At 64.7% G+C, this 20,695-nt stretch carries 23 protein-coding genes; 17 read left to right on the top strand and 6 right to left on the bottom strand.

Annotation, left to right across the window (positions count from 1 at the left end; genetic code table 11):
• Positions 1-44 precede the first annotated feature (44 nt).
• The 6 genes from I1A62_RS01255 to I1A62_RS01230 all read left to right on the top strand — a co-directional run bounded on the left by I1A62_RS01255 (position 45) and on the right by I1A62_RS01230 (position 5,297).
• Positions 45-542: a flavin reductase family protein gene (locus I1A62_RS01255; RefSeq protein ID WP_219453564.1), complete on the top strand. Its 498-nt coding sequence runs from the start codon at positions 45-47 to the stop codon at positions 540-542.
• 84 nt (positions 543-626) lie between these two features.
• Positions 627-1,268, top strand: coding sequence for a 3,4-dihydroxy-2-butanone-4-phosphate synthase (locus tag I1A62_RS01250; RefSeq protein WP_219453563.1), 642 nt, complete (start codon positions 627-629; stop codon positions 1,266-1,268).
• Between the two features lie 139 nt (positions 1,269-1,407).
• Positions 1,408-2,571, top strand: coding sequence for an acyl-CoA dehydrogenase family protein (locus I1A62_RS01245; protein WP_219453562.1), 1,164 nt, complete (start codon positions 1,408-1,410; stop codon positions 2,569-2,571).
• An 84-nt stretch (positions 2,572-2,655) separates the two neighbouring features.
• Positions 2,656-3,267: a malonic semialdehyde reductase gene (locus I1A62_RS01240; RefSeq protein ID WP_219453561.1), complete on the top strand. Its 612-nt coding sequence runs from the start codon at positions 2,656-2,658 to the stop codon at positions 3,265-3,267.
• 99 nt (positions 3,268-3,366) lie between these two features.
• On the top strand, positions 3,367-3,747 hold the full coding sequence (locus I1A62_RS01235) for a nuclear transport factor 2 family protein (RefSeq protein WP_219453560.1): 381 nt from the start codon (positions 3,367-3,369) through the stop codon (positions 3,745-3,747).
• Positions 3,748-4,427: 680 nt separating this feature from the next.
• Positions 4,428-5,297: an alpha/beta fold hydrolase gene (locus I1A62_RS01230; protein ID WP_219453559.1), complete on the top strand. Its 870-nt coding sequence runs from the start codon at positions 4,428-4,430 to the stop codon at positions 5,295-5,297.
• Between the two features lie 42 nt (positions 5,298-5,339).
• Here I1A62_RS01230 and I1A62_RS01225 read toward each other — a convergent pair whose 3' ends face one another.
• Entirely contained in the window at positions 5,340-6,017 is a 678-nt protein-coding gene (locus I1A62_RS01225) for a helix-turn-helix domain-containing protein (protein ID WP_219453558.1), read from the bottom strand.
• A 52-nt stretch (positions 6,018-6,069) separates the two neighbouring features.
• Here I1A62_RS01225 and I1A62_RS01220 point away from each other — a divergent pair, with 52 nt between their 5' ends.
• Together I1A62_RS01220 and I1A62_RS01215 are read left to right on the top strand one after the other, a co-directional pair.
• Positions 6,070-7,599, top strand: coding sequence for an MFS transporter (locus I1A62_RS01220; protein ID WP_219453557.1), 1,530 nt, complete (start codon positions 6,070-6,072; stop codon positions 7,597-7,599).
• Positions 7,600-7,783: 184 nt separating this feature from the next.
• On the top strand, positions 7,784-8,680 hold the full coding sequence (locus I1A62_RS01215; protein WP_219453556.1) for a hypothetical protein: 897 nt from the start codon (positions 7,784-7,786) through the stop codon (positions 8,678-8,680).
• Here I1A62_RS01215 and I1A62_RS01210 read toward each other — a convergent pair.
• Positions 8,650-9,231: a GntR family transcriptional regulator gene (locus I1A62_RS01210; protein ID WP_257890512.1), complete on the bottom strand. Its 582-nt coding sequence runs from the start codon at positions 9,229-9,231 to the stop codon at positions 8,650-8,652. The genes I1A62_RS01215 and I1A62_RS01210 overlap by 31 nt on opposite strands.
• On the opposite strand from I1A62_RS01210, the gene I1A62_RS01205 reads away from it, so the two are divergent.
• From I1A62_RS01205 to I1A62_RS01175, 8 genes are all read left to right on the top strand, one after another.
• Positions 9,213-9,731 (top strand): cyclase family protein, encoded by a 519-nt coding sequence (locus tag I1A62_RS01205; protein WP_219454995.1) that lies wholly within the window; start codon positions 9,213-9,215, stop codon positions 9,729-9,731. The two genes, I1A62_RS01210 and I1A62_RS01205, sit on opposite strands and share 19 nt — an antisense overlap.
• 81 nt (positions 9,732-9,812) lie before the next feature.
• Positions 9,813-10,580, top strand: coding sequence for an energy-coupling factor transporter transmembrane protein EcfT (locus tag I1A62_RS01200; RefSeq protein ID WP_219453554.1), 768 nt, complete (start codon positions 9,813-9,815; stop codon positions 10,578-10,580).
• Between the two features lies 1 nt (position 10,581).
• Positions 10,582-11,352, top strand: coding sequence for an energy-coupling factor ABC transporter ATP-binding protein (locus I1A62_RS01195; RefSeq protein ID WP_219453553.1), 771 nt, complete (start codon positions 10,582-10,584; stop codon positions 11,350-11,352).
• 78 nt (positions 11,353-11,430) lie between these two features.
• Positions 11,431-12,375 carry an energy-coupling factor ABC transporter ATP-binding protein gene (locus I1A62_RS01190; protein ID WP_219453552.1) on the top strand — a complete coding sequence of 315 codons (945 nt, stop codon included), beginning with the start codon at positions 11,431-11,433 and terminating at the stop codon, positions 12,373-12,375.
• 509 nt (positions 12,376-12,884) lie between these two features.
• Positions 12,885-13,070, top strand: coding sequence for a hypothetical protein (locus I1A62_RS01185; protein ID WP_219453551.1), 186 nt, complete (start codon positions 12,885-12,887; stop codon positions 13,068-13,070).
• A 43-nt stretch (positions 13,071-13,113) separates the two neighbouring features.
• Complete coding sequence (locus I1A62_RS45620) at positions 13,114-13,416, top strand: isocitrate/isopropylmalate family dehydrogenase (RefSeq protein ID WP_257890331.1); 303 nt, start codon at positions 13,114-13,116, stop codon at positions 13,414-13,416.
• A gap of 4 nt (positions 13,417-13,420) precedes the next feature.
• Positions 13,421-14,194: an isocitrate/isopropylmalate family dehydrogenase gene (locus I1A62_RS01180; RefSeq protein WP_257890330.1), complete on the top strand. Its 774-nt coding sequence runs from the start codon at positions 13,421-13,423 to the stop codon at positions 14,192-14,194.
• Between the two features lie 591 nt (positions 14,195-14,785).
• Positions 14,786-15,034 carry a hypothetical protein gene (locus I1A62_RS01175; RefSeq protein WP_219453550.1) on the top strand — a complete coding sequence of 83 codons (249 nt, stop codon included), beginning with the start codon at positions 14,786-14,788 and terminating at the stop codon, positions 15,032-15,034.
• Between the two features lie 91 nt (positions 15,035-15,125).
• Here the strand turns inward: I1A62_RS01175 and lpdA are convergent, their stop codons facing one another.
• From lpdA to pdhA, 4 genes are all read right to left on the bottom strand, one after another.
• Positions 15,126-16,496, bottom strand: coding sequence for a dihydrolipoyl dehydrogenase (gene lpdA, locus I1A62_RS01170; protein WP_219453549.1), 1,371 nt, complete (start codon positions 16,494-16,496; stop codon positions 15,126-15,128).
• Between the two features lie 72 nt (positions 16,497-16,568).
• Positions 16,569-17,873 carry a dihydrolipoamide acetyltransferase family protein gene (locus tag I1A62_RS01165; RefSeq protein WP_219453548.1) on the bottom strand — a complete coding sequence of 435 codons (1,305 nt, stop codon included), beginning with the start codon at positions 17,871-17,873 and terminating at the stop codon, positions 16,569-16,571.
• A gap of 19 nt (positions 17,874-17,892) precedes the next feature.
• Positions 17,893-18,885 carry an alpha-ketoacid dehydrogenase subunit beta gene (locus I1A62_RS01160; RefSeq protein WP_219453547.1) on the bottom strand — a complete coding sequence of 331 codons (993 nt, stop codon included), beginning with the start codon at positions 18,883-18,885 and terminating at the stop codon, positions 17,893-17,895.
• A complete protein-coding gene (gene pdhA, locus I1A62_RS01155) occupies positions 18,885-19,967 on the bottom strand; it encodes a pyruvate dehydrogenase (acetyl-transferring) E1 component subunit alpha (protein WP_219453546.1) in 1,083 nt (360 codons plus the stop codon). Before pdhA ends, I1A62_RS01160 begins: the two co-directional genes overlap by 1 nt.
• A 159-nt stretch (positions 19,968-20,126) precedes the next feature.
• On the opposite strand from pdhA, the gene I1A62_RS01150 reads away from it, so the two are divergent.
• Entirely contained in the window at positions 20,127-20,606 is a 480-nt protein-coding gene (locus I1A62_RS01150; RefSeq protein WP_219454992.1) for an Lrp/AsnC family transcriptional regulator, read from the top strand.
• Positions 20,607-20,695: the final 89 nt, after the last annotated feature.

The raw sequence follows: 20,695 nt of genomic DNA, 5'->3' as shown, positions 1-20,695 counted from the left end.
GTTCGTTGCGCTGAGCGCCGCGGTCGACAGAAGGAAGATTTATCATGCATACCCCCTCGAGTCCTGTCCAGGAAACATTCAAGGACGTGATGGCGCACGTGGCCACTCCGGTCGCCGTGGTGACCTCCATGGACGGCGGCCTGCCCTTCGGCACCACCGTCAGCGCCTTCACCTCGTTGTCGATGACGCCGCCGATGGTCCTGGTCTCGCTGGATCGCGGATCGGAGACGCTCGAGCTGATCACGGCATCGAAGAAGTTCGGATTGAACGTGTTGGGTCGAGACCAGCAAGGAACCGCGCTGAAGTTCGCGAAGAAGGGCGGAATCGGCAAGTTCCAGGGCGTGCGGTGGGACCTCGACCACGAACTTCCCCGAATCGCCGGCGCCGCCGGCTGGATCGCCTGTCACGTCGCCCAGTTAGTCGAGGGCGGAGATCATGTGGTCGTGCTCGGCAACGTCGTTGCGGCAGAGAACAACTACAGCGACCCGCTCACCTATCACCGCCGCGTCTTCGGCACGCACTCGGCGCTCGAATCCGTATAACCCACCACTCGATCAGTAGTCCGCCGCGGCCAGCCCGATCGGGCGCGCGCAGCAGCAGGATCTTTCGCACAGGGAAGGCACGCCATGACGACCTCGTTCGCGCCCCGCGCCTCGCACCATCGGTCATGGTCGACGCTCGCCGCCGGTAGCCGCGCCCTCGCCGCCGGTGAGCTGATCATCCTGAGCCATCACCGCCGCGTCGTGCTCGTCGGGTGCGCCGGCGCCGTGACCACCGGGCAGATGACCTTCCTGATCCGTCACACCACAGGATTTCTGCAGGTGGCAATGCACGAACGGATCTGTGACCGTCTGGTCCTGCCAGAAGCGACCCCCACGGTTCGGGTCATCTCCACCCTCGGCCACGGTCAGTGTGTCACCGTCGACGCCGCCGCCGGCGTCACCACCGGGATCTCCGGCGCCGACCGGGCACACACGGCCCGCACCCTCGCCGACCCGGCCACCGGGCCAGGCGATCTCACTCGGCCCGGGCACCTGGTCCCGGTGCGCGTGACACCGACGGAGTTCCGGATGCGCCTGACCACCCCCGCCGTCGCCCTCGCGCTCACCGACGCGACCGAGGCCCAGTACTCGGGCGCGGTGTTCGCCGACCTCGACGGCATCGCCGACCCGACAGACGCCGGCGATCGAGGCGATGCCGAGGTCCTTGCCGACCGGTACGGGCTCACGCTCGTCGCCGGACCGGACCGTGAGGGCACCTTCCGCTGACCCCCGGCCGTGCCGTTCGCGACACGCACACCGACCAAGCCGGCATCCGCACACCTCAGGCGCGGTTCCGGCATGTCCAGAGCTACGCCGATCGCCCCCAGTAGCTGAGAAACACCACCCTTACACATCGGAGAAAACAATGGACATCACCCGCACGGAACACATGGACCGGGTGCACGCCCTGGTACCGGCTTTCGCCGAACGCGCTCAGAAGACCGAGGAGAACCGGGCTCCCCTCGACGAGACGATCACCGACCTCATCGACTCGGGAATCCTGTCCACGCTGACCCCTAAGGAGTACGGCGGACTCGAACTCGGACTCGACGTCGCCGCCGAGATCGTCCGTACCATCAGTGCGGTGTGCCCGTCGACCGGGTGGGTCACCTCCTTCTACATCGGCGCGGCCTGGCGAGTGAACATCTTCACCGAACAGGCGCAACGAGAAGTGTTCGCCGACAAGCCCTACACCCTCACCGCCGGTACCGCGGCCCCGCTCGGGCAGGTGCGCAAGGTCGACGGCGGCTACCGCATCACCGGGCAGACGGCCTGGAATTCCGGGTCGGCGCACGCGGAGTGGTTCACCTTCGCCGGCGTCGTGTTCGAGGAGGGCAGCGCCCCCACCCCGTTGTGGTTCCTGGTACCCCGCGAGGACGTCAAGATCCTCGACACCTGGTACATCGCCGGCATGTCCGGCACCGGCAGCAACGACGTCAGCGTCGACGACGTCTTCGTCCCGGACTACCGCACCGGTCCGTTCGCCCTCGCCCTCGCCGGTACCGCTCCCGGACAGCTGATCCACCCCAACCCCATGTACCACCTCCCCTTCCTGCCGTTCGCGATGGCCGAGGTCACCCCCGTCGTCGTCGGTGCGCTGCGCGGTGCGGCGGACGCGTTCGTCCGGCGCACCCGGGACCGGCAGGGAACCATCAGCCAGGAGAAGGCCTCCGGCAAGCAGGCCGCCCAGATGCGGCTCGGCCGGGCGCTGGCCGCGGCGGACGCCGCCGAAACGCTCCTCGACGCCTTCTTCGAACGCCTCACCGCCCAGCGGCCCGAGCAGGCCGAACCCCGCGATCGTGCCGAAATGAAGTTGAAGGCAGCATATCTGGCAGATCTGGCCCGCAACGCCCTCAACGACATGGTGCGTGGAATCGGTGGCGACGGGTACCGGACCTCTGCACCGATCCAGCGGTTCTTCCGTGACCTGTCCGTGCTGTCGGTGCACGCCTTCCTCGACATCGACACGGCCTCGGAAACGATCGGGCGGTTCACCCTCGACCTTCCCGTGGCCGATCCGCTCCTGTGATCGGCGGCGGCACCACCGCGATCACGAGCAGCCGGGACCGGGCATGAATCGGCATCGACCCAAAAAGGGGCAGGAGGAAACAAAGTGGTGAGCAGTAACCCGACGGTCGACTGTCTCGACGACGCAGCCAGAGAGCTGCTGTTCGCGGGAGCACGAACAGTCAACAACTTCGCATCGACCCCGGTCAGCGATGACGAACTCGCACAGATCTGGGACATGGCCCGCTGGGCGCCGACGGCCGCGAACTCCCAACCGCTGCGCGTGAAGTTCGTTCGCACCGACGAGGGCCGTCGCAGATTGCTCGAGCACCTGGACGAGGGTAACCGAGAGAAGACCACATCAGCTCCCGTCACCGCGATTCTCGCGGTAGACATCGATTTTCACGAGCACCTTCCCCGAGTGCTGCCGATCCGGCCGCAGATGCGGGAGATCTTCGCCGCCAACGACGCGCTGCGGGGGCGAACCGGCAACTTCAACGCAGCCCTGCAGGCGGGATATTTCATCCTCGCCATCCGTGCCGCCGGGCTGGCGGCCGGCCCGATGGCCGGTTTCGACCCCGCAGGAATGGACACTGAATTCTTCTCCGGGACAACCTGGAGATCCATCCTGGTCGTCAACATCGGACACCCCGGCGAGAATCCGTGGTTCGAGCGTCTCCCCAGACTCGACCCCGCCGCGACCGTGCACTGGGCCTGAGAGCTGTAAACCCACCCAGGTCGTGCCCGTCTTCATCTTCAAATCGACCCCCCGCACTGCCGGGGCCCACGCTACGTCACCTCAGAAAGAGAGTCCGCGATGACCACAGTCACAACCGAGGTCGAGACCACCCGCAAACTTCTCCACGCCGCCGACACCGACATCGCAGCGTTCTTCGACTACTTCTCCGACGACTGCATCTTCCGCATGGGCAACAATGCCCCCGTCATCGGGAAGGACTCGATCCAATCCTGGGTAGCGCAGTACCTGACCTCGGTGGCATCGATGCGCCACGAGATCATCGAACAATGGTCGGCCGGCAACGTGGCCGCGCTCCGGGTGGAGGTCACCTATACCTTGCAGAGCGGTGAATTCTTCACCCTCCCGGCCGTGACGCGCACCCGCGTGGAGCAGAACAAAGTGACCGAATATTTGATCTTCATGGATCCGAGTCCTGTTATCTCTGGCACCACGCAGTAGGCCCGTTCGCAACCGACCTTCCCGCCCGGGACCCGACCCCGTGACCGACCGTGCTGAGAGCCTCTCGACGCTACCGACGGTGGCGTGAACGACCGTGCAGGCCTGCACCAGAGCAGAGGCAGCGCGCAGGTCGCTTCAGCATTCCCCAGTCGGAGCTTCCTGGTGTACGACCCGTTCAGCCGGGAATCATCAGCATACTTTCGTGGCTTGCCCCCGACCGCGCTGGCCGTACCGGCGACCACGCCACCGATCATGTGCCAGAGCGCCGACACCGATGGCGCACCGCACCACACGTGTCATGCTCGACCCCAGCACCCCGTGGGCGGGGCCAGGTCCTCGTCCGATGGTGAGCTACGCGGTCGCCACACACGGGGAAGACGATGCATGCGAACCGTCGCGTCTTCGTCGATGCAGTGACCGTAGACCCTTATCGGCACGCGCCGCCTCGACGCGGAGCTTGCCGACCTCGGGCACCGTGTCATACTCGACACCAGGACCACCGAAGTGGCTGTCCGACAACGAACAACTCGGAGTTGCCCTGGCCGAGCTCGCACCAGCACACCTGACGATCACTACTGCTGCACCTGGGACGGGCCCGGCGACAGGCCGGCCTCGGACGCGCACCGCGTCACCGTCCGAGCGCGAGGGCGGGCTGACCTGCCCTCCACGAGAGGAGCCGAATGAAGCACGAAGGGCCGACACCCGGCATGACCATCGCGGGCGTCGATAGTCGCTATCTGGAGGCGATATCCGGGGCAGGCCCCGGTTCTGGCCGGGTGCGTTCTCTGCACGGCGGAACAGGTCCGCCAGTTGTGTTGCTGCACACGGTGAGAACGCAGGCCGAGCACTTCCATCGTTTGATACCTCTGCTGCTGGCCGACCATTCCGTCTTCGCGCTCGACTTGCCCGGAATGGGGCATTCGGACATCGTGCCGGGAGCGTCGTACGAGGAGCCTGCGATGCGCAGTGCGGTGACCGGTTTGCTCGAGAAGCTCGACCTGCAGAACGTGACCCTGATCGGGGAATCGATGGGCGCGGTGCTCGCGCTCACGGCGGCGGTGGCGGTGCCGGATCGCGTTCGGCGGGTGATCGCGGTCAACGCGTACGACTATCCGGGGGGAATTGCGAGATCCAGTGCTCTCGCCCGGGTCGTCGTGTCGGGCATCCTTGCGCCCGGTGTGGGTCCGATGATCGCAAGGGTCGAACCCAGGCCCGTCCTGCGGGCGATCCTGCGCGGAGGGCTCGTCGAGAAGTCCTGCCTGACCGGCGAGTATCTCGATGAACTGCACGGGGTCGGGCGCCGCCCCGGTTACCCTGTGGTCGCCCGCGCCGTGTACGCCAATCTGCCGAGCCTCGTCGCCGCCCGGCGGCTCTACCCACAATTGGCGGTCCCGGTGGATCTCGTGTACGGGGAGGACGACTGGTCCCGCGTGTCGGACCGGGAAAACAACAGGCGGTTGCTGCCGGACGCTACGTTCACGCAGGTACCCGGCGCCGGACATTTCCTCACCCTGGAGAAGCCCGAAGTTGTTGCGGCGCTGGTCCGGTGATGCCCGGGCCGAGTGCGGCGCCACGGGGGCGGGAGCAGGAGTTCACGCCGGGAGGCCGGCAGGGTCGGAGCCTGCGGTCAGTGCCATGGCCGTCAACTCGGAGAGGCGGCGGAGCGCATCCGCACTGCCGGTGATCCGGGCCGGTGTCTCGGCACCACTGCCGGAGAGCACGGCGAAAACCTGCTCGGACGTCCCCGCGAGGGTGACCTCCGCCGACTCGTCGCCGTTCGTCACCGACGCGCGTACCCCGGTCGGACCGGAGACGAGCAGCAGGCGGTCACCGTCCGCGTCGATACGTGCGGTGACGGTCGGGAAGCGTGCCGGGGCCGGGAGCGCGGCCGCCTCCGGGTACAGCGCCATGATCGCGAAGACCAACCACCGCCCTCGCTTGTGGTCCTCGACCGCGCCCGCCGACATCAGCGGCACCCCCCACCGGGCAAGTTCCACCAACGGTCTGCGCAACCCGAGCCCCCACTCGGTCAGGACGTAGACGCGCGCCGACACCGGAGCGGGCTCCTCGGAGGAAGCCACGACCCCGGTTTCCTCCAGGGTCCGAAGGCGTTGCGCCAGCAGGTTCGTTGCGATCCCGGGCAGTGATTTGTGCAGGTCCGAGTACCGGCTGGGACCGACGAGGAGCTCCCGCACAATCAACATCGACCACCGGTCACCGATGACATCCAACGCCCGCGCCAGCGCGCAGAACTCCCCATACGACTTCATGCCCCCAGTCTACACTTGACAATCTTGTCTATGTGCTTGAAATAATAAAGTAATGACTTCGATCCTGCAGCAACGCCGAACCTCGCGCATCCCCGTCCTGGTGGTGCTGTGCGCAGCGACCTTGGCCATCAGCCTCGCCACCACCGCGATCAACGTGGCCTTACCCTCGCTCGCACTCGATTTGCGAGCCGGCAACCGCGAACTCCAATGGATCGTCGACGCCTACAACTTGCTGTTCGCCACGTTCGTCCTGGCATTCGGCAGCCTCAGCGACCGCTACGGCCGCAAGGGCGCGCTGATCCTCGGGTTGTCCATCTTCGCCGGCGGTGCCGCCGGAGCGTCGTTCGCCGGCAGCTCGGGCCAGCTGATCGCCTGGCAGGCGGTGATGGGCCTGGGTGCTGCGTTCGTCTACCCGACGACCCTATCGATCCTGTCCAACGTGTTCACCGAACGCGCGGAGAAGGCCAAGGCCATCGGAATCTGGGGTGCCACCACGGGAGTCGGGGTGGCGGGTGGTCCGATCCTCGGCGGCTGGCTGCTCGAACACTTCTGGTGGGGCAGTGTCTTTCTCGCTCTCGCCCTCGGTGCGCTCGTCGCGATCGGTGCAGCAGTTTTCGTGGTGACCACCTCTCGTGATCCCGGCACGCCGCGCATCGACGTCGGCGGCCTGATTCTGTCCGTGCTCGCGGTCGGCACCCTGGTCTACACCATCATCGAGGCGCCGGAACACGGGTGGGGTAGCACCGCCACGCTCACCGGGTTCACCCTCGCCGCCGGCCTGTTCCTCGCCCTGGTGCGCTGGGAGCGCAGCCACGACGACCCCATGATCGACGTGTCGTTGTTCGCGAACATGCGGTTCACCGCGGCGAGCGCCTCGGTGACCTTCGCCTACTTCGCCCTGTTCGGCTTCATCTTCTTGATCTCGCAGTACTTCCAGCTGGTGCGCGGCTTCGGCCCGCTCGACACGGGCCTGAAGTTCATTCCCGTCGCGGCGTCGATCGCGATCGGGTCGGTCCTCGGGACCCTTCTCGCGGTCCGACTGGGCAACAAACTCATCGTCACGGTCGGGCTCGTGCTCTTCACCTCGGCGTTCCTGTGGATCTCCACGCTCAGCGAGGCAACGAGCTACCTGGAGATCGCCGGCCAGATGATCCCACTGGGGCTGGGGCTGGGACTGACCTCCGCACCGGCGACGGAGGCGATCATGGGTGCCGTCCCGCGGGAGAAGGCGGGTATCGGATCCGGGATGAACGACGCCACCAGAGAAGTCGGTGGAACTCTCGGCGTGGCGGTCATCGGCAGTGTCTACGCGTCCTTGTACGCGTCGACGTTCGCCGCCTCCGACACGGCGCAGCATCTGCCCGAAAACGTGCAGTCTGTCGTCCAGGATTCCGTGGGCGCCGCCGTCATCGCCTCCGAGCAGATTCGCGCCGCCGGGAACCCGGGCACCGCCGCCGCGGTCACCCACGCAGCCAACACGGCCTTCCTCGACGGTCTGACCGCCGGCGCCTACGTCGCGGCGGCCGTCACGGCAGTCGGCGCCGTCATCGCCGCGGTCTTCCTCCCGTCGCGGCCGAAGTGACGAGGCGCTGCGGGTGTGACACGTGGTCGTGATCGCTGGTGTCTGTCTCTACCGCAGCGAAATCGCGCCTCAGCACGGGGCGTAGTGGGACAGACAGGGGAGGTGGCTGGCCTGTGGTCCTGGAAACAGGCCAGCCACCCGGCGTCCTCGCCGCTGTGGGTCAGATGAAGGAGGTGATCTGAGGGTGTCCAAGCATCTGGCGCCCATCACCTCGTACTGGACGGTCGCCATCGCTACGAGAGCTGCTCGGCTGGAACGTCTCTCGACCATTGTTGCCGAGCGGATCGCGCAGATACAGGTCGCCGAATGGTCGGCAGGTTTTTCAATCGCCGTTGCCCTCATTCTCGTCCTCGTGTGGGGGCGGGTTTCGAGAAGATCACCTGGCTCCACCGACGGGACGTCACCGTCACCGGCGGCCACGATGTTTTCGTGTGTCTCACCGTCAACGGTGACCGGATCGTCCTTCCCGCCGCCCCTCGAGGCACCCGGGATCGCGGTATCAACGGTCTATCGAGGGTGGACGGAGGTCCTGGAATTCCTCGATCGCCACCACGGCGCCACTCGCCCCCTCGGCGAGCGCGCCAAGGCCGGCGGCGACCTGCGCGGATTCGACTTCGCCTACCAAACTGACGACCGGTCGCTGATGACCTCGATCAACCGGTGGGGTCACACGCCGCTCGGCCCGGCAACGCTGACCGCACGCGCGATCACCGCCATCACTCAGGCGCATCTGTCCGGTAGGCCAGGCGAGCGCGAGTTCGAGTCCGCCCGCACGGCGTGCCCGTGGATCGCTGCCGCGACGGGCAACCGGCTCGCTTCCAGCCGGGGAGGCCGGGGCCGAGACGCCCCCGGAGGAACCCCGTCGGGGCTTGGCCACGGGCATGCAGGTCGAGAAGATGCTGGAGGTCTGGCGGTGTCGCCGGTGAGGAAGTGCTTCCCGTCGGTGGTGAATCGGCCCGCGTCGCCGCGCCCGGCCGCGTATTCGGTGAACGTAATCAGCGGACTATCGGTGACCGCCACGGCCAGACGTCCGACGGTTAGTTTGATCTTTCAGTCCCAAAGCTGTTTTGGTGCAATCTGATTCATACTTGCGTAGCCGGATTCAATCACGCGTCGACGAAGGTAGTCTTCGCATTCCTTAGGTGTACGGGTTGTGAGTACGTCGATGATCTCTTGGTGTGAGGTGACGTGATCGGCGGTCTTTGAATAGTTGTATTGCGAGTTGGCGACGAGAAGGCTGACGCCATGCCGCATCATCAGCCAACTCTTGTGCAGCCATGTATTGCCAGAAGCGATGCACAGTTCTTCGTGGAAATCCCAGTCGTGGGTGAAAAAGGATTTGGGATCGACGGCGGCGACGTCGGCTTTCATTTGAGTAGGAATGCGGCGGAGTGAATCGAAGTTGGTGTCGCCGGCTCGATAACGTGTACATGTAAGGCGCGCAGCGAGGCCTTCCAAGTTCCCGCGCATCACAACGATGTCGATTCGGTCTTCTTCGCGCAGTCGCGTGACGAACCACCCGCGGCGGGGAACGTAGTTCACGAGACCTGACTCCGAGAGTTGGCGTAGAGCTTCACGCACTGGGCCTCGACTGGTAGCGCGGCGGTGCCCGCATCGATGAAATTTCGACAGACCTGCTATATGGACCGGGCGTCGTACTCGATCTCACACCGTTCTCAGGCGAGGACGTGGAATTTACCTTGGCGCACATCCAGGCGGCTGAGGCGAAGCTTGACCAGCCGATCCAGCCCAACGAGTTCGTGCTCCTTCGCAGTGACTGGTCGCAGACCTACGGCACTGATCGTTACTGGACGAAATCACCCTTTCTGTCTGAAGCTGCAGCCAAGTGGCTCGTACAAGAACGGAAGGTGCGCGGACTGGGTTACGACTTCTCGCAGGAGTCGGCCGGGCGTACCCATCAAGATCTGCAAGACCGTATCGACAGCGGGGAAGCCAGGCCGGGTGAGGAATTGGTGATTCATCACGCCGTGCTCGGCGCCGGTCTCTTTCACGCTGAGTGTTTGCGCAATATCGATCAGATCGCCTCGCAGCGTTTCAACATCGTGGTCGCGCCGTTGCCGCTGAAGGGTGTGGAAGCCGCGCCTGCCCGTGTGCTTGTGATCGAAGACTGACCGACCTCCCTACTAGTGATAGGTCTCCGATGAGTTCACGGGTGATACGGCCTTTTCGACGCCGTAAGCAATGACACCTTCGTGCACCGCCTCGATCCGCGCGTCAAGCTGCTTGCCATCGCAGTGGTAATCGCCGGGACGTTTCTGTTTATCCATCCGCTCGCGTTGCTGATCATCTTCGTATTGACGCTGATTCCGTGGGTGGTAGGGCGAATCAATGCCCGGGCGGCATGGCCGCTGATCCTGGGTGGACTCGTCATGGCGTTGGGCGTGGCGTGGACGAACGCTTTCTTCTATCCGAGCGCCCCTGGTGCCGAGGTGCTGTGGCAGGCCGGTGGCGTGCGAGTAACCGATGAGAGCCTCCTCATCGGCCTGGGTAACGGCATCCGGCTGTTGCTCCCCATGAGCATCAGCATCGCGGTCATCCTGACCACTGATCCGGTGATGTTGTCGCGCGGTCTCACGAAGCTGAAGGTCCCGTTCCGCCCTTGTTTCATGTTCGTTTCTGCGGTGCGGTTCATCCCACTCGTCGTCGAAGAAGCCGCCAAGATCCGAGACGCGCAACGGGTGCGCGGTGTGGAAGGGAAGGGTTTCGGTCCCCTCACCAGGCTTCGTCTGATGCTGGTGCCGCTGCTCGCGGGATCTTTGATTCGGGCGAGGGCGACCGGACTCGCGGTTGAGACCAAAGCTTTCGGAGCCGGTCAATGGCGAGACTTCTACCGCGATGTGCGCTTTCGGAGAACGGATTGGGCGGTGTTGGTGGTACTGGTCATGCTCATGGGAGTCGCGGTGTATCTGCGCACGCAGGGCTTCGGAACTTTTGCGTCAGTCCTCAGGCAGGCGAGTTGAAATGGGAAGAGTCATTAATAGGCCAATCGCCGAAGCGCGCAATCTAACCTATGCCCATGCAGGCGACGACACACCGTCGCTGCGGAACGTCAACCTAGAGTTTGCGCCGGGAGAGTTCGTTGTCATCATCGGGGCGAGTGGCTGTGGCAAGTCGACTCTCCTACGGTGTCTAGCGGGTATTTCTCCGCACATGACACCAGGGGAAATGAGCGGCTCCGTTCTCATCGATGGGACCGACACGCGCGATCAAGAGCTTTACGAGATTGCCCAATCGGTCGGTTTCGTCAGCCAAAATCCTACTGACCAAATCTTCTCGCTCACAGCAGAAGACGAGGTTGCCTTCAGACCCGAGAACCTGGGTCTGTCGCGTGAGGAAATCTCCGAGCGCGTGCGTTCATCCCTCGAGATGGTCGGGCTCATCGATCGAGCACGAGCATTGACTCTCACAATGTCCGGCGGCGAGAAGCAGAGGCTGGTAATCGCAAGCTGCCTGGCGTTGCGTCCTCAGATGCTCTTGTTCGACGAACCGACCACCGACTTGGACCCCGAGACCAAGGAGACCGTGATCGACCAGCTTCGGTCGGTCGGCAACCTCACGATCGTGATCGCCGAGCACGCGATCGGTGAGATCGTTCAGCACGCCGACCGGGTCATCGTCATGAGCGACGGTGAGGTGGTCCTCGACGACCGTCCGGAAGTGGTCCTCGGTCAGAACGCACGATTGTTGCGCGGACTCGGCTTACGGATGCCCGGCCATATCCGAGCCGCTTAACTTCTGCAGTCCGCGGGATGCGATCTGGGCGCCTTCCCCGTCCCGCCTGCCGACCTCGCGTCGAGTATCGACGGCGCAGTGGCGGGCGGTGCATTACGTCCTGCACCGCCCGCCCCACCCGAGCAGCTGCGGACCACTCACCGCGCTTCACCGCTCATTCAGGCCTCCGATGTGTGGTACCGACACACCAAGGACAAGTGCCAGGCCCGTGGGCTCGACGCTGCCGTGCGCCCGGGCGAGTACATCGCCGTTCTCGGTCGAAACGGCGTAGGCAAAAGCACCTTTGGGAAGCTGCTCATCGGCCTACACCAGCACGAGCGTGGAGCCGTGGTCACGGCTGGCATGGACACCCGGAAAACCAGCGTCGCGGCGATCTGTCGTCGAGTGGGTTACCTGTTCCAAAATCCCGCCCACCAGCTTTTCACTGGCCGGGTGATCGATGAAATCCTCTTCGGCCTGCGCATCGCGGGAGTAGAGGGCGACGAGGCAGTACGACGGGCTCGGGAAACGCTGGAGTTTGTCGGACTCGACCACAAACACGAGCAACACCCCCTGAAGTTGTCGCAGGGCGAACGAAAAAGGCTTGCGGCCGGCACCGTCCTGGCGTTGCGCCCTGACGGGATGATCCTTGATGAGCCGACAACGGGTCAAGATCACCGTAGGTTGACTTATCTGCTGCGGCTGATGGAAAACGTCAATCGCGACAGCAGTACGGCCATCGTCATGGTCACCCACGATATGGACGTCGTTGCCAGTTACGCCACACGCGTCATCGGACTGTCCGACGGTGCAGTCGCATTCGATGGGCGCATGGATGAGCTGTTCGCAAACGCGGCTGCGATGCAGCGTCTGGGGGTACGCCCACCCGAGGTTGTCCAGGTCGCGAACGAAGTGACGTCGTTGGATCTTGGACTGCCGAAATCTCCGGAAGATCTCGTCGGACGCCTCGTCGGACACGATCTGGTCGTCGAAGCCCCCGAACCTGTCCTCGAACTCAATCAGCACCGAACCAGCGGACGATGACCATCTCCATCTGAAAAGTCGGTCGCCGATCCCACGGCCTCCGCACCGATCGACAGATCGACAGGAGGAACCCCTCATGCGCAATTCCCAGGATGCACAACCGAAGGCGGCAAGGGTGAGCCGAAACCGGCCCGGCAGATCCAGGAGAAGCTTTCTGGCCGGCTTTACGGCGGTCGACCTTGTGACCATCGCGGCTCTCGCCGCGTGCGCGCGCATCACACATCTCATCCAGAAGTTCATAAATTTTGCATTCCCACTCAACGTGGGCCTGTGGTACATATTTTTTGCCTGGGCTCTCGCGACGGTCGTCGTTCTGGTACCCAAGCGCGGTACGGCATCGCTCTACGCCGGCCTCAACATCATCGCGATCAACACTCTGATCGAGGGTGACCCGCCGCAGTGGCTCATCACCGTCCCGTTCGCGGTTGTACTGACCGAAGTCATTTTCTGGGCCGTCGACAAGTTAGGCGGCAGTTACTGCACGACTCCCGCCACCGCGGTGATCGGGGTTGACCATCATTGCGCCGGTCTGGTGGCTCGCAATGGTCTACTTCGGCCTACACATGGTGTTCGGTGTCCTGATGAAAGCAGCGGTACTCGGGATCACCCTGGGAATGTTCGTCATCAGTGCCCCCATCGTCGCATTCCTCGGTAACAAGATCGGCAGATCGCTGAAACCGCTACTCGCCTACTGATCCAACCAGCGCCGTTTGCCCCGATCCACAAAGGAGAACAACTGTGAGACCCCGCGAGATCAACATTGCACTGCTGCCCGGCGACGGAATCGGGCCTGAAATCACGACATCGGCAGTTGCTGTCCTCAATGCAGCGGCTACGAACCATGGAATTGAGCTTCGTTTTACTTCACACGAAGCCGGCGCTCAATTCTTCCAGAGGTCCGGTGTCGGAATCAGTTCCGACGTAATGCAAGAGCTCGAAAAGGCAGATGCGATCCTGTTCGGAGCTATGGGACTGCCCGATGTCCGTCTCCCGGACGGCAGAGAAGTAACTCCTCAACTCGAGCTTCGCGAGCATTTCTAGCTCTTTGCAAGTATCCGCCCCGTCCGGCAGTTCGACGGTATACCGAGGGTCCTGCAGTCCGGCGACGCAGACATGGAAGTCATACGCGAGACCCTTCGCGCACCGGAGCGACCCAACAATCGAACCCGGTAGAAGCGTCACTGACCGGCTGACCATCACCCGATCGGGTAGTGAGCGCCTGTTTGAGCTCGCGTTTGAGCGGGCGACCAAGCGAAAAGCGCTGGGTGGTCAAGGCAAGGTCACCCTGTTGGACAAATCCAACGCCCTTTCCAGCTTCGTGTTCCTGCGTGAGATCTTCGACGAGGTGGCCGCGCGCCATTCAGACATCACCGCCGAGCGCCTCTACGTGGACTCGGCATCAATGCTGATGGTCCTGGATCCGGAGCGTTTCGACGTCGTTGTCACCGAGAATCTTCTCGGCGACATCGTGTCAGAACTCGCCGCCGGTCTGATTGGGGGGGTCGGCTTGGCTCCATCCGCCGAGGTCGGCGTAGACCAGGCATTGTTCCAGCCGTGCCACGGAAGTGCACCTGACCTCGCCGGCCACGGTGTGGCCAACCCACTGGCGACCATTCTCTCCGCGGCAATGCTGTTGGACTGGGTGGGTCAACGCCGAGACGACGAGCAACTCATTGCCGCGTCAGTTTCGATAAACAACGCTGTTGCGAAAGCCATCCAAAATGGGCCACACACACCAGATCTCGGCGGTTCGAACACGACGGAATCTGTCACCGACGCCGTGATCGACCAGATGAGTGCAGTCGAGGTCGCAGTCTGAAGTCACTACCGGGCCGATCGGGCACTTGAACCGGCGTCTGCCGTTTGCATGCATACATCCACCATCACGATGTTGCATGCAAACGCTGGCAGTTGAATTCAGCGTGCAGTAGCAGCATGTGGATGCCGAAGACGCTCTTCCAGGCGGTGCGGCAGGGCAACAATACCGCCGATCGCCCTGATACACACCATCCTTAACGGACCGGTGTTCGTCGGACCCTCACGACGGACATCGAGAAGAAACGACCCCCGAGATCCGGCGACGACAAAGAAATGGTGAGTCGATGACCGACCTCTACGTGGCACCATCCCCCGCCGCGCCGTATGATCCGGTACCCGAGCACTCAGCTCCTCGCTGACCGACTCGACAACGGTGCAGACCTATCAGCGTTCGCAGGCAGCGCGCGGCGCGACGAACGGCCGCTGCTCACATCCATCGACCGGTGGGAGCATACGCCCTGCGTCTCGACTCCGCTGACTGGACGATCCGTCGCCGCCCTGGTCCGCACACGCACCTGACCGGGCAATCGCCGAACTGCCAATGCACAGGCGATCCACGACGCCGGCACGCGAAAACGTGCGGGTTCCGGACGTGGTTGACGTCGATCTGGACCAGGGCTACTACGACCGCGGCATCGTCGCCCGCCGTGACGCCCACGACCACGTCGAGGACATCACCGACATCCTCGCCGGCATCGAGGACGAAGCCGACAAACTTCTCGTCGACCTGCTCGAGATTCCGACCGCACCCAAGGTGATTGACTTAAGGCTGGTTCCTACACAATGCGCGCGTTTGCCGCTTTCGCCGACGGCATGCCGGCCCTCTATAGCGATGATCTGACGCGCTCCTGCTCTCGCCTCGAATCAGTCATTGTCGAGTTCATAGAGCGCGGTGATCGCACACTCGAAGTGGCCGCCTACTTCGGGCGGGATCAGCCGTGGGCATGAAGGGGTCGGCCGGCCAGGGCGAGGTGTGCCTCGCCGAGGGCTTCGGCCTGGGTGGGATGCGCGTGGATCAGGTCCGCGACCTCGTCGGGGTGAGCGCCCCAGTTCACGATCAGCTGCGCTTCGCCGACGAGTTCGCCGACTCGCTCGCCGACCAGGTGGATACCGACGACGGGTCCGCCCTGGGCTCGAATCAGTTTGACGCCACCGCTGGTGCCGAGAATTTGGCTCTTGCCATTGCCCGCCAGGTCGTACACGGTCGTGTTGATGGCGGGGAAGCGTTCGCGTGCCTGAGCCTCAGTGAGTCCGACGGATGCGATTTCCGGGTTCGAGTACGCCACGCGGGGGATATTGACGTCGTCGACAGCGGTGGTAGGTAGCCCGGCGATGTGTTCGGCGGCGAACAGTCCCTGCTGGAATCCTCGATGGGCGAGTTGCGGGCCGGCGACGATGTCACCGACGGCGTAGACGTTCCTCACGCTGGTGCGCAGATGTTCGTCGACGCGGGCGAAACCACGTTCGTCGAGTGCGATGCCGCCTTCGGTGAGGCCGATGCCGGCGGTGCGGGGTGCTCGGCCGACTGCGACGAGTAGAACATCGGCGTCGATGGTGTCGCCGGACTCGACGGTGACACTGACCGAGTCCTCGTCCTGGACTGCCTTCTCGAAGCGGGTATCGGTCTTGATGGTGATGCCGCGCTTGCGGAAGGCGCGGGTAAGTTGTTTCGAGGTCCACTCGTCCTCGGTGGCGACGAGGCGGGGCAGCGCCTCGATGAGGGTCACGTCGGCGCCGAGGGCGGACCAGATGCTGGCGAACTCGACACCGATGATGCCTCCACCGAGCACGACGACCCGCCTCGGGATGGTGGGGAACGTCAGTGCCTGGTCGCTGGTGAGGATGCGGCCGTCGATCTCGAGGCCGGGGATTCCGCGGACCTGGGATCCGGTGGCGAGAACGAGTGACCGGCCGGTGATCGAGCGGCCGTCGACCTGCACGGTGGTGCCACCGGCGTAGTGCCCGGTGCCGGTGACCAGGTTGATCTTGTGGCTGCGCACCAAGCCCTGCAGTCCCTTGTAGAGGCGATCGACGACGCCGTCCTTGTATGCGTGCACCGCGTCGGCGTCGATGTCCCCGAGCGTGGCCCCGATCCCGATCGAGGACGCGTGCGCGACGGTGTCGGCGACCTCGGCGGCGCGGACGAGCGCCTTGGTGGGGATGCAGCCCCGGTGCAGGCAGGTGCCGCCGACCTTGTCCTCCTCGATCAGGGTGACGGTCTTGCCCAGCTGTGCGGCGCGGAAGGCACACGCGTAGCCGCCGGATCCTCCGCCGAGGATCAGGACGTCGGGTGAGTCGGTCATGGAAGCTCCTTGAGATGCGCCGGTGCGTGGTCGGTGTGGGAAAGCGCGGAATCTGTCGAGCTGCCGGGCGGGTCAGCTCAGTGCGATCAGGCTCAACGGATCGGAGAGGATGTCGGCCAGGGTGGCGAGGAACTTCGAGCCGTGTTCGCCGTCGACGAGGCGGTGATCGAACGACAGGCTCAAGGTGGTGATCGATCGCAGGGCGATCTCACCCTGGTGTTCCCACGGGCGGCGTCGGATCGATCCGAAGCACAGGATCGCCGCTTCCCCCGGGTTGAGGATCGGGGTCCCGGCGTCGACGCCGAACACGCCCACGTTGGTGATGGTGATCGTTCCGTCGGCCAGGTCGGCGGGTCCGGTTTTGCCGTCCTTGGCTGTGCGTGTCAGGTCGGACAGTGCGAGCGCCAGCTCTCGGAGTCCGAGTGTGTGCGCGTTCTTGATGTTGGGCACCATCAGTCCCCGCGGGGTGGCGGCGGCGATCCCCAGGTTGACGTACCTTTTGGTCACGATTTCCTGCGCGTCCTCGTCCCAGAACGAGTTCAGGGAGGGATTGGTGCGCAACGCCACCAGCAGTGCTTTCGCGACCAGCGCGAGCGGGGTCAGGCGCACACCGGCGAAGTGCTTGTTCTCCCGCAGCTTGTCCAGCAACTCCATCATCGGAGTCACGTCGACGTCGACGAATTCGGTGACATGTGGGGCGGTGAAGGCGCTGCGGACCATCGCGGCGGCGGTGTGCTTGCGCACACCCTTGATCGGGGTGCGTTCCTCGTCCCCGATCGGCGCGGTCGTGGACGGCGGCGCGTGGAGGTCGGCGGCGGGGTTGTCGGTGACGGCGTTGAGGATGCGATCGAGGTCGGCCCGGGTCACCTGGCCTTGGCTGCCGGTCGGGGACACGTCGGCGAGGTCGACGCCGGCCTTCTTCGCCGCGAACCGCACCGGAGGGGCGGCCAACGGCCGTCCCTGAACGGGGGTGGTGGGTGGCCCGACAGGAGGAGTGGGTCTCGCACCGCCTCGTCGACGGCGACTGGTGCTCTCTTCGGCGACGCCGTAGCCGACGAGGACGGGTGTGCGTTCGGCTGGCGCCTGCTGCACGGGCGCGGCCATGGGGGACGGCGCCGGGGATGCGGTGTCGTCGGCGATTTCGATGTCGATGAAGGCGCTGCCGACGTCGATGGTGCTGCCCTCGTCGGCGTGCAGGGTGACCACCGTTCCGGCGTAGGGGGAGGGCAGTTCCACCGATGCCTTGGCGGTTTCGACCTCGGCGATGATCTGGTTCAGCTCGACGGTGTCGCCGACGGCGACGGTCCAGCTGATCAGTTCCGCCTCGGTGAGTCCTTCACCGAGGTCCGGCAGCAGGAAGGTTTTGATGGTGGGCATCGCTGGCGGGTCTCCTGGTTTACGCGGTGAAGGTGCGGTCGACGGCGTCGAGGATGCGGTCGGCGTCGGGCAGGAAGTGTTCTTCGAGCTTCGACGGGGGATAGGGCAGGGTGAATCCGCCGACTCGTTGCACGGGGGCCTCGAGGTGGTAGAAGCAGCGCTCGGTGATGCGGGCGGCGATCTCGGCGCCGATGCCGAGAAAGACCGGGGCTTCGTGGGTGATCACCAGCCGGCCGGTGCGCTGCACGGACTCGGCGATGGTGTCGATGTCGAGGGGGGAGATCGAGCGCAGATCGATCACTTCCAGTGACCGGCCCTCGTCCGCGGCGATCGTCGCTGCCTGCAGGGCGGTCGTTACCAGGGGGCCGTACGCCAGCAGGGTGGCGTCGGTCCCCCGGGTGAGGACGCGTGCCTTGTGCAGCGGGTACGCCTCTGCGGTGGGGTCGATCTCGGTCTTCTCCCAGTAGCGGCGCTTGGGTTCGAAGAACAGCACGGGATCGTCGGAGACGATGGCCTGCTGGATCATCGTGTGGGCGTCGGCGGCGTTGCTGCAGGTGACCACTCGTAGACCGGCGGTCGCGGCGAAGTACCCCTCGGGTGATTCGGAGTGGTGTTCGATGGCGCCGATGCCGCCGCCGTAGGGGACCCGGATGGTGATCGGCATCTTGACGTTGCCGCTGGTGCGGTAGTGCAGTTTGGCGACCTGGGAGACGATCTGGTCGAAGCCGGGATAGATGAACCCGTCGAACTGGATCTCGCACACCGGCCGGTAGCCGCGCATCGCCAATCCGACAGCGGTGCCGAGAATGCCGGATTCGGCCAGCGGGGTGTCGATGACCCGGTTCGGCCCGAAGTCTTTCTGCAGGCCGTCGGTGATCCGGAAGACGCCACCGAGTTTGCCGATGTCCTCACCCATCAGCACGACCTTCGGATCGTCCTCGAGCGCGCGCCGCAGGCCGGCGTTGATCGCCTTGCCCAGCGGAAGAGTGGCGGGAGCGGTCGTCGCGGTCATCAGTGGGTTCCTTCCAACGTGTCGAGGTAGGACGCGAACTGGCGGCGTTCCTCGTCGACGAGGGGGTGCGGTTCGGCGTAGACGTGGTCGAACATCGACAGCGCGGTCGGCGCGACGGTCTCGAGGCAGCCGCGGCGCAACGCCGCGGCGGTCTCGTCCGCCTGCTGCTGGACCGCCGCCAGATAGTCGTCGTCGATGACACCGGCCGTTTCGAGGAGGGCGCGGATCCGGTCGAGGGGATCCTTGGCCTTCCACTCCTCGTCCATTGCGGCCGGCCGGTACCGGGTCGGGTCGTCGGACGTGGTGTGCGGGCCCATCCGGTAGGTGACCGCCTCGATCAGGGTGGGGCCGCTGCCCTCGCGGGCTCGTTCGAGAGCTGCCCGGGTCACCGCGATCACGGCGAGGACGTCGTTGCCGTCCACCCGAACGGCCGGCACACCGAAGCCCCGGCCCCGCGCGGCGATACTCACCCGCGATTGCAGACTGACCGGTTCGGAGATCGCCCACTGGTTGTTCTGGCAGAAGAACACCACCGGTGCGTTGAAGCTCGCAGCGAACCCGAAGGCTTCGGAGATGTCGCCCTGACTTGTCGCGCCGTCGCCGAAGTACGTGATCGCGGCGCCGGTCGTGCCGTCGAACTGCATGCCCATCGCGTAGCCCGTGGCGTGCAGTGCCTGCGCCCCGACGATGATCGCAGGCGTAGTCATTTTGTACTCGAAGGGATTCCAGCCCGAGTGCGTCGAGCCGCGCCAAAACCGCAGCATGTGCGTCGGATCGACACCGCGACAGTAAGCGACCCCGTGTTCGCGGTAGCTGGCGAACACGAAGTCGTCGACGTCGAGTGCCCGGGCCGAACCGACCTGGGCGGCCTCCTGGCCGAGCAACGGCGCCCACAGACCGAGTTCGCCCTGGCGCTGCAAAGCCGTCGCCTCGGAATCGATCCGGCGGACCACGACCAGGTCTTCGTACAGACTGCGCAGCGCGGGAAGGTCGATGTCCTCGACGTACGGCGAGAAATCCGAGTGGGTGCGTCGTTCACCGGATTCGGTGACGAGCTGCACCAGGTCGTCTGTATCGAACATGAGCTACCTCCACTGGAAACCACGCCGGCCTGGTCACCCGGCCGGGGGACTTGATCTGCGCCACACAGAACCAGCAGGCCGCAGACTGCGCAAGTGGCAGGTGCAGAAATGCGCAGACTGCCCAAACTGATGGTTAGCCGGCGTGCAACACTGGGCTGCATGCCAAGACTTGATCGGACCGACGTGCGCATCCTTCTGGCGTTGTGCGATGCACCGCGAGCGACCGGCGTCCAGCTGGCCGGGCTTCTCGGCCTCGCCCGCAACACCGTTCAATCACGCCTGTCACGGTGGGATACCGACAAGATCCTCCAACCCGTCGACCGGTGCGTGTCACCCCGCGATCTCGGACTTCTCCTGCGCGCCTTCGTCACTGCCATAGTCGACCAACACCGACTCGAGGAAGTCATCGCACATCTGGACGGCGTGCCCGAAGTGATGGAAGTCGTCGGGCTCTCCGGGGCGGCAGACCTCCACATCGAGGTCGCCGCCTCCGATGCTGATGACTTGTATCGGATAGCCGGCCAAATTCTGGCGGTTCCGGGGATCGATCGAACGAACGTTTCGATCGCGATGCACCAAGCGATTCCATATCGGACGCGGCCATTACTCGAGCAGATCGCAGGATCGCAGGCCGAGTAGGTGACAAACGACGCGATAGCCGCGGGTGAGCCGGCCACCGGCACCGAGGACGTTCACGCAGACTAATTCTCTCCCACGATGTCAGCCGA

It is taken from the genome of Rhodococcus sp. USK10 (genome assembly GCF_019378875.1).
In the GTDB taxonomy this organism is placed as follows: domain Bacteria; phylum Actinomycetota; class Actinomycetes; order Mycobacteriales; family Mycobacteriaceae; genus Rhodococcus_F; species Rhodococcus_F pseudokoreensis.
The sequence above is the reverse complement of the archived record's forward strand: the minus strand, read 5'-3'. Positions and strand labels throughout refer to the sequence as shown.